Here is a 15,343-nt window from a genome sequence, read left to right on the forward strand (position 1 = left end):
GATCATAGCGGGTCAGGATCAAGGTACAGATAGCGTTCGTCAAAGCTGGCGAGGGACTTCAAGCCCTCAAGATCCACAATCTGCGCTTCCCCCCGCTGATAGTTCAAAAGCCGCTGCTCCCGCAAATGACGCAGCGTGCGATTCACATGAACGGGCGTCATACCCAGGCTATCGGCGAGTTGCGATTGGCTCATCCCGAGATTGAAGCGGGCACTTTCAAGACCAACGACCTGCAGCCGGACCTGCAGTTCGCAAAACAGCGCCGCCAGCCTTCCAGCTGCGGACCTTTGTCCCAATGACAGTTCCCATTCGCGATTCATGGAGGCGTCCAGATTGGTGCTGAACCAATATAATCGCCCCAATCGCGGCCATTGTTCGATCAGTTGGCGGATATGCTCATGAGGCACCAGGGCCACGGCACAGTCCGTCAGCGTCATCACATCATGTTCAAGGCGCTTCAATGTAAAGCCGTGCAGGTCGACAAAATCGCCGGCGATATGGATTTGCGTGATCTGCCGCTTGCCGTCGGCGAGGTCCTTGAAGCGGCACATGACACCTTCTAGGAGCAAGGTGCTGGCTTCCAAAAGCTCCCCTTCGTGAACGATGGTGCTGTTGCGCGCCACTCTCTTGCCTGGTGGGACGATGGCCCGGATCGCCGCCTCTTCCTCACTGGAGAGCGGATGGCGGAACCTAAGTTTGGCGAGATGCGCCGCTATCATCGCGGTCTCCTGGGTCGAGCCGGAGACACACGGCCTCGCTGAAGGTCACTCGCCCGATTTCTATACCAGCTTCGTTCCTTATATCGATCCAGCCGGTAAGATCGACCATGCCCCTCAGCACTTCTTCGCTCAGGATGGAGCGGATACTCCTTATAGCCACATCACGGGCATCCTCTTCATCAGCTAGTTCGCGGCCCTCCTTGTCGCTGGTGAAGCCGGTGCCATTGTGAAGATCAAAGTGAAGGCGGCGCATGGCAGGGGAACGCCGCCCTCACCGGTAAGTTTCACGGATCACTCGAGAAGTGTTGCAGGAGCGCCGTCACTTCCGGACGCCACCTCCTCTTCAATCAACGCGCTGCCAGAAGAATTGGACGCTCGCCTGAAGCGTCAGCCAAATGTTCGGCGCGCAGGCTGTTCAGCATCGTATCCCTTTCCCGCGCGTCATTGGCGACGATGACCCAGGCTTCAAACTTTGATCCTGGCCGCACTTCCTGGGGTAAAGGATAAAGCGATCCCATCGAGCGGATAGCCCGCATCGATATGCGATCGACATTCCGCGATGTGGAAGAGCCTGCTAGAGAGATATTTTCCGGCCGCCCCTGTTCTCCAAGGCGAAACTGGACACGGGAGTAACCGGTCGATGCTGCATCCCGATAAAGAGATGTTGCTTGACGGATGCTCCGAGACAATCTCGACGCTGTGCGGTCCGTCCACTTTTCATAGCTTATCGCGCTCTTGTCGGGTGCAACGACGGTGAGTTGCCCACCCTGTTTCGCATCGGCGGCAATCGGCATAGCCAGGCAGACGCAAAGCGCCGCCATTACAGGCTTGGCATACATAGAGGCCTCCTCTGTTTATCTATCGATTTTTACTGAAAAGCCACTGCGGCAGCGTCATACCGGCCGAGAGCAGCAACAGCCTTATATGGCAAGGCCGATCGGTAGGGTAATAAATTAACGCCAGCGATGTCATGGGCCTATGATTATTTCATACGACCTTCATGTTCGCGTCATATTCGAACTTAACTGCTGCATCTATGTCCGGATACGAAAACCTGCGCCTAAGCCAGCATAAGGGTTGGATTTTCGCGATTTCCCCTACGGCAAGGCTATGGCGAATCACTTTGAAGGGCGCATTTAATTGGTGATTGCCAACCCGATGGCTTCGCCGACCTTGATGCCATCAATCGCAGCGGACAATATCCCACCCGCATAGCCAGCGCCTTCACCCGCAGGGTAGAGTCCAGCGACGTTCAAGCTTTGAAGATCTTTCCCCCGCGTAACTCGGATTGGGGAGGAAGTGCGTGTTTCCACCCCTGTCATAACGGCGTCGGGATGGTCGTAATTGGCGATCTGTCGGCCAAAGATAGGCAAGGCCTCACGAAAGGCCTCTGTCACGAAATCGGGGAGGCAGGATGACAAGTCCGTCATCTTCACGCCCGGCTTGTAGGAAGGAACAACTTCCCCCAGCGCCGTGGATGGCCGCCGCGCGAGGAAGTCACCCACCTTCTGTCCCGGCGCCCAGTACGAAGAGCCGCCCGCAATGAACGCTTGGCTTTCCCAATGCCGCTGAAGATCGATACCAGCCAGCGGACTACCGGGGTAGTCACGTGCGGGATCGATACCGACGACTAAACCGGAGTTGGCATTGAACTCGGCCCGGCTATACTGGCTCATGCCATTGGTGACCACGCGGCCTTCTTCGGATGTTGCCGCAACTACGCGGCCGCCGGGGCACATGCAAAAGCTGTAGACGGTGCGGCCATTCTCGCAATGGTGCGCCAAGCTATAGGCCGCCGCGCCCAACAGCGGATGGCCCGCGCAATTGCCGTAACGCGCGCGATCAATCCAGCTTTGCGGATGTTCGATCCGCACGCCGATGGAAAATGGCTTCGCTTCGATATGCACGCCGCGTCGGTGCAGCATTTCGAATGTCGGACGGGCGCTGTGCCCTACCGCAAGCACAACATGGTCGGCCTCGATGAAGCTGCCGTCGGATAGATGCAACCCGCGCAGCCGCTGCGTCCCGTCGGATCGCCGCTCCAGTTCCAGGTCATCGACCTTATGCTGCCAGCGATACTCGCCGCCCAACTCCTCAATCTGGCGGCGCATGTTTTCGACCATCGAGACCAGTCGAAATGTCCCGATATGCGGATGCGCTTCAGTCAGAATATCTTCAGGCGCGCCAGCCGCCACAAACTCTTCCAGCACCTTGCGGCCGAGAAACCGGGGGTCCTTCACCCGGCAGTAGAGTTTGCCGTCAGAAAAGGTGCCCGCGCCGCCTTCACCGAATTGCACGTTGCTGTCAGGGTTCAGCTCGGCCCGTCGCCACAAACCCCAGGTATCCTTGGTCCTCTCACGCACCACCTTGCCGCGGTCGAGGATGATGGGCCGGAAACCCATCTGCGCCAGGATCAATCCGGCAAAGAGACCGCAGGGGCCTGCACCGACCACGACCGGCCTCTTGCCCGACCATCCTTGCGGCGCATGGGCGACGAAACGATAATCCGTATCCGGCCGTCGGCGCACGTCATGATCATGGGCGAGCCGCTCAAGCACCTCCGCCTCATCGGCGAGCGTGACATCGACGGTATAGACCAGCTGGATCGCATTCTTGCGCCGGGCGTCATTGCCCCGGCGCACGATCATGTGACGCAAAAGCTCCGATGCCTCTATCCCCAGCCGCGCACAAATGGCGGCGAGCATCGCGTCGGCCGGATGGTCGAGGGGCAGCTTAAGGCCGGAGAGGCGCAACATGGCGCCGCCTCTAGCCGCATTTGCCGCCCCGCTCCACCCCCTCATGAGGATAGGCCGACACCTTTTCAGAGACGCGCGCGCAGCCCGGCATAGATCGCACGTCGCTCAATGGGGTAGAAGGCGGCACTGGCTTCGTTCGCCGGGGTCAGCGGATTGTCCCGCTTGTAGTTGACGAGCGCTCCTATGTCGCCGATCGCTCGCTTGCCCGTCAGGTTGCGGGCGTCGATGAAGAAACTGACAGCTTTCGTCAGTTGCGCCTGCGCCCCGAGGTTGAACGTGGCATAGCCATCGACCCGCTTGCTGTTGGCATAATCTACCCAGGCGCCCTGTGGGACCCATTCGACGGCCGGAGCGACGCTGGCGCGATCCGTCCCCAACCTCAGTTCGGCCCGATAGAAATGGCGCGGCACGACGGGGAGGCAATTGTTGCCAAACTGCGCGTCGCCCCGGAATCGGAAATCGCTATATTGATAAACCTGCCGCAACGCCGTCCAAGGTGAGATCTTCAACTCTAGCGCTACCTCCACACCCTGATGCAGCGTCCGGCCCGCGTTGAAGGTGGCAGCCGGGATAACCCCTGGCTGAACATTATATTGAAGCAATTCGCCCTTCAGGTCCGCACGGTAGATGCTTAGATCCCACCGCGCCGGACCCAAGCTGCCGCGCGTACCGATTTCCGCCGTCCAGGCCCGTTGCGCGTCAAGCGGCGTGAAGCCAGGCAATGCCAATCCGCCAGAGCCGACCGCTGTTTGCCCCAATTCGATGAAGCCCGGGAGTTCCACCGACCGGCTATAATTGGCGTAGAACTGCATCGCTTGAGATGGTTCAAACAACAGCCCGAATTTTGGAGCGAAACCATCAAACTTCGCCTCCCCGCTACGTGCAGGGGCAAGGCGGTTGTCAAGTCGCCGTTCGCCATGCGTGTAGACGCCGCCTGCGATCAGCCATAGTCCTCGAACGGGCGCTATCCTCGCTTCCGCATAGCTGTTAATCGTCCGAGCACGCGCCTTCTGGATGGAGGTGGGAACACCTGCCTTACCATTGATGTTCACAAACTGCCGGAAGTCGCCATGACCAAAGCGCGCCTGCGTGCCGAGCGTGATTCCAACCGGAAGCCCTCGTATGTCGCCCGCCAGTTCCAGGCTCGCGAACAGCCCGCGGTCTTCGGATTTCTGATCCACCACCTGGTAGATGGGATGATCCAGCGCCTTGGCGTTGAAATAGGCGCCAAATGCAAATTGTCCGCCGTCCAGCTGCACCGTGGTCCGATTTTGAAAGCGGATCGAATCGATGTTCCTCGCCTGATCCCCTGCGAAATTACCGCGCGCCGGGTCGTTCAGAGCATCCATTTCGTTCAATGCGCCCGACAATTTTTGCCTTATCGACTGTGCGCTGACGTAGAAGCGGGTTTCCACACGCTCGCTGAGCTTTATCCCGACATTGCCGTTGAAGCGCAACGCACGCCTCTCGCCATGAGCGCGGTCACCATCGGACCGGTCGGCGGTAATTGCTACCCAGGCATCTCCACGGTCATCCGCATAGCCATAGGCGGCCTTGGCCCGGAGCGTATCAAAAGAACCGCCATCGACGCGCAGTTCAGCCCCAGACGCTGTCCGCCCGGTCGGCGTCACTGCGTTGATCGCGCCGCCCAGCGTCGATCCACCAAGCCGCAGAGCATTGCCGCCGCGATACACCTCCAGATGCTGGAAAACCTGCGGGTCCAGTTCCTGAAAGTCCCCATTGTCATCGGCCATGTTGATGGGAATGCCATCCTGCAACAGGGTCAAGCCGCGCATATGGAAGCCTCGCGAAAGGCCAGAGCCGCGGATCGAAATCCGAACCTCCTGCCCGAAGCGGGGCTGCGTGTAGACGCCAGCCGAAAAGGCAAGCGCATCGCGCAGCGATACGGCCAGCTTGTCCTCGAAATCCTTGGCAGTGACGATATCGGCGCCGCCAGCGGTACGGCTGATATTGGCGGCGGCATCCTCAGGGGTCGAGGCAGCCGTAACAACGATGCGGCCTTGATCGCCCGCCTCATCAGCCAGGGCGGGTACGGACATCAGAGAACAGGCAAGTGCGCACAGCGAAACGCTGCGCAAAGCGGTAGGTGCAGACATGAATTCATCCTCATGAAAAATCGTGCCGCGCTCAGCGCGGCATAAGCGGCATTGTCAGGAGGATTGAGGGGGACCGGATGATGGAGGCGGGGGCGCCGCAAGCCTGGCGATCAGCCCTGTTTTGAGGGCGAAGGCAATGGGCCCGAAAACCGTCTGCCAGGCTGGCAGGGGCAGATCGGCCAATAGCAAAGGCGGCACCATCGGCTGCACTGATGCGGCGAAAGCGCAATGCTGCTGAATGGGGCCGCCCTCATCGGGCGAATGATGCACCTTGCCGGGCGCCTCTTCGCGATCCACCATGACGCGGACGGCGCCCTGACCGGTGCAGAGCGTCACCATCACGCCGTGCGAGGTCCGTACCGGCATGAAACCGGCAGGCGTGACGAGCTGGATCGCGAGGACAAGCAGCCCCAACGCAGCCAAAAGGCCCCGCGCAAGTTCTGATCGTCTGATCGCCCCCATCATCGGAAGCCGCTTAGCTCCCCCAGCCCACCCTGTCATCAGGCCAAATCGTTCCAGATCACACTTGACGTTAACGTAAAGCTCTCCTAGCTAAGGCGCCATGGACCAGCGCAGCAGCATCGCGGGCATTGAGCTGCCCGATCACAAGGAACGGCAAAGCTACACGATAACCGACCTGTCCGAGGAGTTCGGCGTCACCGCGCGCGCGCTCCGCTTCTATGAGGATGAAGGACTGATCGCACCCGAGCGCCAAGGTTTGGCGCGCATCTATTCCCGCCGCGACCGCGCCCGCCTCGCCTGGATCCTCCGCGGCAAGAGGGTCGGCTTCAGCCTGGCCGACATTCGCGAGATGATCGACCTTTACGACGCGGATGAAGAACATGAGGAGCAGCGGCGGGTCACAGTTGCCAAGTGCAAAGCGCGTATCGAACTGCTCACCCGCCAGAAAAGCGATATCGACGCCGCAATCGCGGAACTGTCGGACTTCGTAACCGCTCTCGACAGACCGTGACACTTCGCCCTGCCAAGAAAAGAAACATCGGAGAAGATCATGCCCAGCTATTCAGCCCCCATCCGCGAAACCCGTTTCGTCCTCGACCATGTGGTAGGGCTTGAACGCTACGCAAACCTGCCGGGCTTTGAGAGCGCGACGCCGGATCTTGTCGACGCGATTCTGGCGGAAGGCGGCAAGATAGCGGAGGAGGTGCTCTTCCCGCTCAACGCGGTCGGCGACAAGGAAGGCTGCGTCCGCCATCCCGATGGCAGCGTGACCACGCCTTCCGGCTTCAAGGAGGCGTTCGACACCTATGTCGAGGGCGGCTGGACCACGCTGCATGCGCCTGTGGAATATGGCGGACAAGGCTTGCCCAACGTCGTCGCATCCGCGGTCGGGGAATATGTGCTTTCGGCCAATCACAGTTTCGAAATGTATCACGGCCTGACGAGCGGGGCTGTCTCCGCATTGCTCGCGAAAGGCAGCGAAGAACAGAAGCAGAAATATATCCCTAACATGGTGTCGGGCAAATGGACTGGCACGATGAACCTGACCGAGCCGCATGCGGGCACGGATCTGGGCCTGATCAAGACCAAGGCGGTGAGCCAAGATGACGGCAGCTATTCGATCACCGGCACGAAAATCTTCATTTCATCGGGCGAGCAGGACCTCACGGAGAATATCATCCACCTGGTCCTCGCCAAGACACCCGATGCGCCGGAAGGCAGCAAGGGCATTTCGCTCTTCGTCGTTCCCAAGGTTCTGGTGAATGATGACGGCTCGCTGGGTGAGCGTAATGCGGTCTCCTGCGGGTCACTGGAACATAAGATGGGCATCCACGGCAACGCGACCTGCGTCATGAATTATGACGGAGCGAAAGGCTGGATCGTGGGCGAGGAGAATAAGGGCCTTGCCGCCATGTTCATCATGATGAACGCCGCGCGGATGTGGGTCGGCATGCAGGGGCTGGGACAGGCCGAGGTCGCTTTCCAGAACGCGGTCCATTATGCTCGCGACCGGCGGCAGGGCCGCGCGCTTACCGGGCCGCAGGACAAGGATGAGAAAGCCGACACTCTCTTCGTCCATCCCGACGTGCGCCGTATGCTGATGGAAGCCAAGGCACTGACGGAGGGACTGCGCGCGCTGATGCTCTGGGGTGCGCTTCAGGTCGATCTGGCGCATCATGCCGCAACGGATGAGGAGCGGCAGGCCGCTGACGATCTGGTCCAGCTGTTGACCCCCGTGCTGAAAGGCTATGGCACCGACAAGGGCTTTGACGTTGCGGTCATGTGCCAGCAGGTTTTCGGCGGTCACGGCTACATCTGGGAGAATGGCGCCGAACAATATGTGCGCGACGCTCGCATAGCCCAGATTTACGAGGGCACTAACGGCGTTCAGGCGATGGATCTTGTCGGCCGCAAGCTGCCCATGAACGGCGGCAGGGCGTTGCAGGCTTTCCTGAAGATGGTCGCTGACGAGGTAGCTGAAGCGAAAGGCAATGCGCGGCTGGCGGGCGTGGCGGAAGCGCTGGAGAAAGCGAGCGGGCAGCTAGGCGCGGCGACCATGTGGCTGATGCAGAACGCGATGCAGAACCCCGACAATGCCGGGGCTGGCGCGGTGCATTACATGCACATATTGGGGATTGTCTCGACCGGCCTGATGTGGCTGCGCATGGCGAAGGCGGCGGCTGAGTTGCTGGAGGCGGGCGAAGGCGATGCGCGCTATCTGGAAGCGAAGCTGGTGACGGCGCGGTTTTTTGCGGAACGTGTCATGCCGGATGCCGGGGCGTTGCGGCGCAAGATCGAGGGCGGGGCGGAAAGCTTGATGGCGATCGATCCGGACATGTTCCTGGCGGCTTGAGGGTGAAGCTGAAATTGATTTAAAGAATGAAGTAGCGAGAAAACGCTTTCCCGACATATAATGTACGGTACAGTTCTATTATATGTCGGCGGGGGAGATGGCGATGCGTCATGTAAAGAAGCTCGCGGGGCTGCTGGCGCTGTGCGCTGTACAGGGGACCGGTTTCACCCAGACGCCGCCTGCCAAGCCGAACCCGATCGAAACTGATGGGACGGTGAACGTCCCCGCATTTCGCCTTCCCCCGTCCGTCTATCTGAGCGAGGAGGCGAAGAAGGCGCTTCCACGGCGTCCGCTGGATGCCAACGACATGCTGACCCAGCTGATCGAAAAGAAGCGCGTTCCCGCGACCCGGGAGATGATGACGCGCGGCGGGGCTTCGATGGTCCGCAAGCTGGCAGAGGAATATCGGGTCAACTATCGCGAGGTCACGGTTGGCGGCGTCCACGGCTATCTGATCACGCCTGACAAGCGGAGCGGCCGGAACAAGAATGGCAACATCCTGATCAACCTTCCCGGCGGCGGATTCATCGTGGCGAACGCTGCGGCAGGCGGATTGCAGGAATCCATCCCCTTGGCGGGCCGGACCGGATTTGAGGTTCTGACGATCGACTACCGGCAAGCGCCCGAGGCTGTCTTCCCGGCGGCGAGCGAAGATGTGGCGGCGGTCTATCGGGAATTGCTCAAGACGCGCAAGGCTTCGCAGATCGGCATTTTCGGCAGTTCGGCCGGTGGCTTGCTGACGGCCCAGGCGATCGCCTGGTTTCAGCATGTGAAGCTGCCCGCGCCCGGCGCGGCGGGGATATTCTGCGCGTCGGCGGATGCGCGATGGGCTGGCGACAGCTGGTACACGTTCAAGCCGATGCAGGGACTGACCACGCCCGCAACGCTCGACGAGCGTTTCTATTATGGCAATCACGACCTGCTCGACCCGCTCATGTCGCCGATCATGTCGAGCGATACGCTGCGCTATTTCCCGGCCACCTTATTGGTGACCTCAACGCGCGCGGGCGAAGTCAGCGCTGCGGTCAACACCCATCGCGAATTGATCAAGGCGAAGGTAAAGGCCGACCTGCATGTCTGGGACGGGCTGGACCATTGTTTCTTCGCCAACCAAAATCTGCCCGAGGCGCAGGAGGCGCTGGATGTGATGACGGACTTTTTCCAGAAGAACCTGCGGAGATAATCACCCTTCGACAAAAGGAAAGCCGGGGACGGCCTTTCCGCACCCGGCTTCATGCGTTGGCAGCAGCGAAGCGCCTTATTCGCCCCACAGCTCCTTGAGCTTGCTGAAGAAGCCGGTGGACTGCGGACATTCCTCGCCGGTTTCGGTTTCCCGGAAGGCTTCCAGCAATTCCTTCTGCTTGGCGGTCAGGCGAGTGGGCGTTTCGACATCGACCTGGATGACGAGATCGCCCTGCCCCCGCCCGTTCAGCACCGGCATGCCCGCGCCACGCTGGCGGATCTGCTTGCCGGATTGAATGCCGCTCGGGATCTTGATCTCATGCCGCTGGCCGTCGAGGCCGGGTACTTCGATGCAGCCGCCAAGGGCCGCTGTGGTGAAGCTGACGGGCGCGCGGCAGAAAAGGGTCGTGCCGTCCCGTTCGAACAGGGAATGCCGCTTCACATGCAGGAAGATGTAGAGGTCGCCAGCAGGAGCGCCGCGCGCGCCCGCCTCGCCTTCGCCGGACAGGCGGATGCGGGTGCCTTCATCGACGCCCGCCGGGATGTTGACGGACAGCGTCTTGGGCTTGTCGACACGGCCTTCGCCGCGACAGGTGCGGCAGGGGCTTTCGATGACCTGGCCCGCGCCATGACAGCCGGGACAGGTGCGCTCGACCACGAAGAAGCCCTGCTGCGCCCGCACCTGGCCATGACCGCCGCACGTGCCGCAGGTCTTGACGCCGGTGCCGGGCTGCGCGCCCGATCCATCGCAGCTTTCGCAAGGGGCGGAGACTTCGATCTCGATCTCGGTCTTCTTGCCATGATAGGCTTCGTCGAGCGTGATCTCCATGTCATAGCGCAAGTCCGCGCCGCGCCGTTGCGTCTGGCGGCCTGCACCACCAAAGCCGCTCTGGCCGAAGATCGTTTCGAATATATCGCCGAGATCGGAAAAGCCGCCCGCGCCGCGTCCGTTGAAGCCGCCACCGCCGCCATTCTGGGCGTTGGTGTAGGCCGCATGGCCATAACGGTCGTAAGCGGCGCGCTTCTGCGGGTCTTTCAGACATTCATAGGCTTCGGAGACCGCCTTGAACTTGGCCTCGCTGTCGGTGCACCCGCCAGTGCGATCCGGATGATATTTCATCGCGAGCTTGCGATAGGCGCTCTTTATCGCGTTCCCATCAGCTGTGCGCTCGACTTCGAGCAGTTCGTAATAATCCACTTCGGTACTCATTAAAAAGCCCTCTCCCCTTCAGGGGAGAGGGTTGGGAGAGGGGCAATGGGGAACGTTAGATATCCTGTTGCCATCGCCACCTCTTCTAACCCCCTCTCCCCGGCCCTCTCCCCTGAAGGGGAGAGGGAGGGGGTCTGTTACGCCTTGTTGTCGTCGACTTCCGAAAATTCAGCGTCGACGACATCGTCATCAGCCTTGGGCGCTTCGGCGTCCGGAGACGCAGCCTGGGCCTGCTCCTTTTCATAGATCGCCTGGCCAAGCTTCATCGCGACCTGGGCGAGTTCCTGCGCCTTGGCCTTCATCGCTTCAGCGTCGCCACCCTCGACAGCCGACTTCGTCGCCGCGATCGCGGTTTCGATTTCGGACCTGAGGCTTGGCTCCACCTTGTCGCCATGCTCATTGAGCTGCTGTTCGGTGGTGTGGATCAGGCTTTCGGCGTTGTTCTTCGCCTCTGCGCCTTCACGCCGCTTCTTGTCCTCTTCGGCGAAGCGTTCGGCATCCTTGACCATCTGATCGATGTCGGCGTCGCTGAGGCCGCCCGAAGCCTGGATGCGGATCTGCTGTTCCTTGCCCGTACCCTTGTCCTTGGCATGGACGTTGACGAGGCCGTTGGCGTCGATGTCGAAGGTGACTTCGATCTGCGGCACGCCACGCGGCGCGGGCGGGATGCCGACCAGGTCGAACTGGCCGAGCAGCTTGTTGTCCGCCGCCATTTCACGTTCGCCCTGGAACACACGGATCGTCACCGCCTGCTGATTGTCGTCAGCGGTCGAATAAACCTGGCTCTTCTTGGCGGGGATCGTCGTGTTGCGGTCGATCATGCGGGTGAACACGCCGCCCAGCGTCTCGATGCCGAGGGAGAGCGGAGTGACGTCGAGCAGCAGCACGTCCTTGACGTCGCCCTGAAGCACGCCCGCCTGGATCGCCGCGCCCATGGCGACGACTTCGTCCGGGTTGACGCCGGTGTGCGGTTCCTTGCCAAAGAACTCCTTCACGGCCTCGCGCACCTTGGGCATGCGGGTCATGCCGCCGACGAGGACGACTTCGCTGATTTCGCTGGCGGAGATGCCAGCGTCCGCCATCGCCTTCTTGCAGGGCTCCATGGTGCGCTTGATGAGGTCAGTCACCAGACGCTCCAGATCGGCGCGGGTGATGTTCTTCACCAGATGCTTGGGGCCATTCTGGTCAGCGGTGATGAAGGGCAGGTTGACTTCGGTCGACTGAGCCGAGGACAGTTCGATCTTCGCCTTTTCAGCCGCTTCCTTCAGACGCTGGAGCGCCAGCTTGTCCTTGGTGAGGTCGATGCCCTCATCCTTCTTGAAGCCTTCGGCCAGATATTCGACCAGCTTGGCGTCGAAATCTTCGCCACCCAGGAAGGTGTCGCCGTTGGTGGACTTCACTTCGAACACGCCATCGCCGATTTCGAGGATCGAGATGTCGAAGGTGCCGCCGCCAAGGTCATAGACCGCGATCGTCTTGCCGTCCTGCTTCTCAAGGCCATAGGCGAGCGCCGCCGCCGTAGGCTCGTTGATGATGCGCAGCACTTCGAGGCCCGCGATCTGGCCGGCGTCCTTGGTCGCCTGACGCTGGGCATCGTTGAAATAGGCCGGGACGGTGATGACCGCCTGCGTAACCGTTTCGCCGAGATAGCTTTCGGCGGTTTCCTTCATCTTCTGAAGCGTGAAGGCGGAAATCTGCGAAGGCGAATAATCCTTGCCGCCCGCCTGGACCCATGCGTCGCCATTGCCGCCCTTCACGATGTGATAGGGGACAAGCTCCATGTCCTTCTTGGTGGTCGGATCGTCGAAGCGGCGGCCGATCAGGCGCTTCACCGCGAAAATCGTATTGTCAGGATTGGTGACGGCCTGACGCTTGGCGGGCTGGCCGATCAGGCGCTCGCCATCCTTGGTGAAGGCCACGATCGACGGCGTGGTGCGCGCGCCTTCCGCATTTTCGATCACCTTGGGCTTGCCGCCGTCCATCACTGCCACGCAGCTGTTGGTGGTGCCAAGGTCAATGCCGATTACTTTTCCCATCTTGTCCTCTTCAAACCCCAAATCACATCAGCGGTTGACGGCCCCATACCTCACGAAAGCGCCAAGGCAAGGCCGTTTGCGGATGGGATATAGGCGCGATCTTCCTTGGCACAAGAAGCGCGGACGATTACCGTAACAACCGACCGGAAACGAGACAGTCACGAAAGTTCCCCGATGCGCGCACCCTTGTCCCTTTTTGCCTTGGCTACTCCCTTTGCACTTGCGGCCTGCGGCGATCCTGCCCCGACCTATATCGATCAGGCCTGGGTGCGGCTCAGCCCCAACAAGGACACGCCTTCGGCCGGTTATTTTGTCGCCCATGGCGGCGATACGGCGACGCAGTTGCGCGGCGTGCTGACCGATTATGCACTCAAGGTCGAGATGCATGAGAGCATGGATCATGGCGGCACGATGAAGATGCAGAAGATCGACGCCGTCGACATTCCCGCCAAGTCGAAGGTCGCCTTTGCGCCCGGCGGCAAGCATCTGATGATCTGGGGCATCAACGACACGGCGGTCAGCCGCGGCAAGATGAGCTTCACCTTCCTCCTTGCCAATGGCGACCGCCTGCTGGTGGATGCCGTGATCCAGAAGCCCGGAGCGCCCGCCCCGAAGGCCGGGGAGCCCGCCGAGCATTGACCAGCCGGAGCCTGACGCCGGGAGAGGTGGCGCTCGCCCGATCGGTGTTCGGCGACGCGATCGCCTATGACCGGGTGCGGGCGCATAATCGCAAATGGTGGCCCTTCCAGCCTGCTCGAGTCACCATGTCGCCCGATGGCGATATCTGGTTCAACCCCAGGAGCGGGCTGTTTTGCGATGATTTTTGCGGGTCGGCGCTTCACCTGCAGGGGCATTTCATCCACGAAATGACCCATGTCTGGCAGGCGCAAAGGGGCGGCAAATGGTATCTGCCGCTGATGCGCCACCCCTTTTGCCGCTATGGCTACGACATCGTGCCGGGGCGGCCGTTCGAGCGCTATGGGCTTGAGCAACAGGCGGAGATCGTGCGCCATGCCTTCCTGATGCGCCGGGGTGCGCGGGTGGAGGGAAAGCCGCCTTTGCCGGTTTATGAAGAGCTGATCCCCTTCGTCCGCGCCTGAGCGATGAACATCTGCTAAGCTATTCGCATGCGGCTGCTCACCCCCCTCATGCCCCTGGCGGCTTTCTTCGCGACACCGGCACTAGCGGAGACTGCGCCTGCGGAACGGGCCGGTCACTATTATCTGCATGGGGTGATGGAAACCGGATCGGAGCTGATGCTTCGGCCGGACGGGCGCTTTCAATGGTATCTCGTCTATGGCGCGCTTGATCTGTTTGCCGAAGGTCGCTGGCAGGAGGCGGATGGCACGGTGCGGCTTGAGGCGGAGCCGACGAAGGATGTGCCGCAGCCTGGTTTCAAGACGCTGACCTTGACGATCAGGGGCAAGGAACTGGTGCCGCCCGACGGCCGCGGGGCTTATGCCCGCGCCACGAACGAGGTAGAGTGACCTTTAGCTGACGGCTGGTTCGAGCAGGCGGATGCTGCCCGCATCGGCATCGATTTCGGCCCGCACGCCAAGCGGCAGGCTGAACTGGTTGGCGACATGGCCGATGGCGGCGCCCTGGAATGCGGGGATGCCGAGGGGCCGCAGATGTTGCTCAAGCACTTGCGACAGGGTGAAGCCGCCATAGGAGGGGCCTGTCGCGCCGCAGCTGGTGCACTGGCCGAACACCAGCCCGGCCAGCTTGCGCAGCACGCCCGCGAGCGACAATTGGGTCAGCATCCGGTCGATCCGGTATGGCGCTTCGTCCACATCCTCCAGGAACAGGATGGCGCCTGTGAAATCGGGGAGCCAGCCTGTTCCCATGAGCGCCGTCAGCACGGTGAGGTTGCCGCCCAGTAACCGGCCGCTCGCCCGCCCGCTGCCGAATGTGCGGATGCGGCCGCCCAGCGGGACCAGCCGATCTTCTTTCGCCTGCGGGTTGGTCAACAGGGGCGTGGCGCCGTCAAAGGCGATCGCCCGGAACGCGTCCCAGCTGAAGCGCGGCCAGCTGCTGGCGGCGTTCGGGCCATGGATCGTGGTAAAGCCCGCGCGTGCGGCGAAGGCCATGTGCAAGGCGGTGATGTCGCTGAAGCCGATGAGCAGCTTTGGGTTGGCGCGGATGGTGGTGAAATCGAGATAGGGCAGGATGCGCGCGCATCCCCAGCCGCCGCGGACGGCGAAGACGGCCTTTACCTCGCGGTCGGCGAACATCGCGTTCAGATCGGCGGCGCGGTCTTCATCCTTGCCCGCGAGATAGCCGTGGCGCTCGAGCAGGTGCCGGGCGGGCTTGGGCTTGAGGCCCATCGCTACGATCGTTTCCTTCACCACATCCAGATCGAACAGGTCGTCGGTGAAGCCCGCCGGTTCCACAAGGCCGACGATGTCGCCAGGGCGCAAGCGCGGCGGCTTTACGTGTTCAGGCGGGGGCGCTTTCGCTGCCACCAAGGCAGCCCCCATGCCCGCCAGCATCATCCGACGGTCGAAC

The 15,343-nt window shown here is 61.4% G+C and carries 15 protein-coding genes; 6 read left to right on the top strand and 9 right to left on the bottom strand.

Annotated elements, in window-relative coordinates; all coding sequences use genetic code 11:
- Window positions 1-2: 2 nt before the first annotated feature.
- The 6 genes from MU848_RS16135 to MU848_RS16160 form a co-directional block, all read right to left on the bottom strand.
- Window positions 3-719, bottom strand: coding sequence for a Crp/Fnr family transcriptional regulator (locus MU848_RS16135; protein WP_247234157.1), 717 nt, complete (start codon window positions 717-719; stop codon window positions 3-5).
- Window positions 691-972 (bottom strand): DUF6894 family protein, encoded by a 282-nt coding sequence (locus MU848_RS16140; protein ID WP_247234159.1) that lies wholly within the window; start codon window positions 970-972, stop codon window positions 691-693. The genes MU848_RS16135 and MU848_RS16140 overlap by 29 nt, the downstream gene beginning before the upstream one ends.
- Before the next feature lie 94 nt (window positions 973-1,066).
- Complete coding sequence (locus MU848_RS16145) at window positions 1,067-1,558, bottom strand: energy transducer TonB family protein (RefSeq protein ID WP_247234161.1); 492 nt, start codon at window positions 1,556-1,558, stop codon at window positions 1,067-1,069.
- A 297-nt stretch (window positions 1,559-1,855) separates the two neighbouring features.
- Window positions 1,856-3,475 (bottom strand): NAD(P)/FAD-dependent oxidoreductase, encoded by a 1,620-nt coding sequence (locus tag MU848_RS16150; RefSeq protein WP_247234163.1) that lies wholly within the window; start codon window positions 3,473-3,475, stop codon window positions 1,856-1,858.
- 65 nt (window positions 3,476-3,540) lie between these two features.
- On the bottom strand, window positions 3,541-5,535 hold the full coding sequence (locus MU848_RS16155) for a TonB-dependent receptor family protein (protein WP_380801038.1): 1,995 nt from the start codon (window positions 5,533-5,535) through the stop codon (window positions 3,541-3,543).
- Between the two features lie 111 nt (window positions 5,536-5,646).
- Window positions 5,647-6,057, bottom strand: a complete 411-nt coding sequence (locus MU848_RS16160) for a hypothetical protein (RefSeq protein ID WP_247234167.1) — start codon at window positions 6,055-6,057, stop codon at window positions 5,647-5,649.
- A gap of 97 nt (window positions 6,058-6,154) precedes the next feature.
- Between MU848_RS16160 and MU848_RS16165 the strand changes: the two genes are divergently transcribed.
- From MU848_RS16165 to MU848_RS16175, 3 genes are all read left to right on the top strand, one after another.
- Window positions 6,155-6,565 carry a MerR family transcriptional regulator gene (locus tag MU848_RS16165; protein ID WP_097090829.1) on the top strand — a complete coding sequence of 137 codons (411 nt, stop codon included), beginning with the start codon at window positions 6,155-6,157 and terminating at the stop codon, window positions 6,563-6,565.
- A gap of 39 nt (window positions 6,566-6,604) precedes the next feature.
- Window positions 6,605-8,407 carry an acyl-CoA dehydrogenase C-terminal domain-containing protein gene (locus MU848_RS16170; RefSeq protein ID WP_247234169.1) on the top strand — a complete coding sequence of 601 codons (1,803 nt, stop codon included), beginning with the start codon at window positions 6,605-6,607 and terminating at the stop codon, window positions 8,405-8,407.
- Between the two features lie 103 nt (window positions 8,408-8,510).
- On the top strand, window positions 8,511-9,590 hold the full coding sequence (locus MU848_RS16175) for an alpha/beta hydrolase fold domain-containing protein (protein ID WP_247234171.1): 1,080 nt from the start codon (window positions 8,511-8,513) through the stop codon (window positions 9,588-9,590).
- Window positions 9,591-9,665: 75 nt separating this feature from the next.
- Here MU848_RS16175 and dnaJ read toward each other — a convergent pair whose 3' ends face one another.
- Both dnaJ and dnaK read right to left on the bottom strand, forming a co-directional pair.
- Window positions 9,666-10,799, bottom strand: coding sequence for a molecular chaperone DnaJ (dnaJ, locus tag MU848_RS16180; RefSeq protein ID WP_247234173.1), 1,134 nt, complete (start codon window positions 10,797-10,799; stop codon window positions 9,666-9,668).
- A 137-nt stretch (window positions 10,800-10,936) separates the two neighbouring features.
- Window positions 10,937-12,835 (bottom strand): molecular chaperone DnaK, encoded by a 1,899-nt coding sequence (dnaK, locus tag MU848_RS16185; protein ID WP_247234175.1) that lies wholly within the window; start codon window positions 12,833-12,835, stop codon window positions 10,937-10,939.
- A 174-nt stretch (window positions 12,836-13,009) separates the two neighbouring features.
- On the opposite strand from dnaK, the gene MU848_RS16190 reads away from it, so the two are divergent.
- The 3 genes from MU848_RS16190 to MU848_RS16200 are packed head-to-tail and all read left to right on the top strand — an operon-like array spanning window position 13,010 to window position 14,322.
- Window positions 13,010-13,474: a copper chaperone PCu(A)C gene (locus tag MU848_RS16190; protein WP_097090825.1), complete on the top strand. Its 465-nt coding sequence runs from the start codon at window positions 13,010-13,012 to the stop codon at window positions 13,472-13,474.
- Window positions 13,471-13,935, top strand: a complete 465-nt coding sequence (locus MU848_RS16195) for a vgr related protein (protein ID WP_247234177.1) — start codon at window positions 13,471-13,473, stop codon at window positions 13,933-13,935. Before MU848_RS16190 ends, MU848_RS16195 begins: the two co-directional genes overlap by 4 nt.
- A gap of 27 nt (window positions 13,936-13,962) precedes the next feature.
- A complete protein-coding gene (locus tag MU848_RS16200) occupies window positions 13,963-14,322 on the top strand; it encodes a hypothetical protein (RefSeq protein WP_247234179.1) in 360 nt (119 codons plus the stop codon).
- Between the two features lie 3 nt (window positions 14,323-14,325).
- Here MU848_RS16200 and MU848_RS16205 read toward each other — a convergent pair whose 3' ends face one another.
- Entirely contained in the window at window positions 14,326-15,315 is a 990-nt protein-coding gene (locus MU848_RS16205; RefSeq protein WP_380801089.1) for a S66 peptidase family protein, read from the bottom strand.
- Window positions 15,316-15,343 lie beyond the last annotated feature (28 nt).

The organism is Sphingobium agri (genome assembly GCF_023051225.1).
GTDB classification, from domain to species: domain Bacteria; phylum Pseudomonadota; class Alphaproteobacteria; order Sphingomonadales; family Sphingomonadaceae; genus Sphingobium; species Sphingobium agri.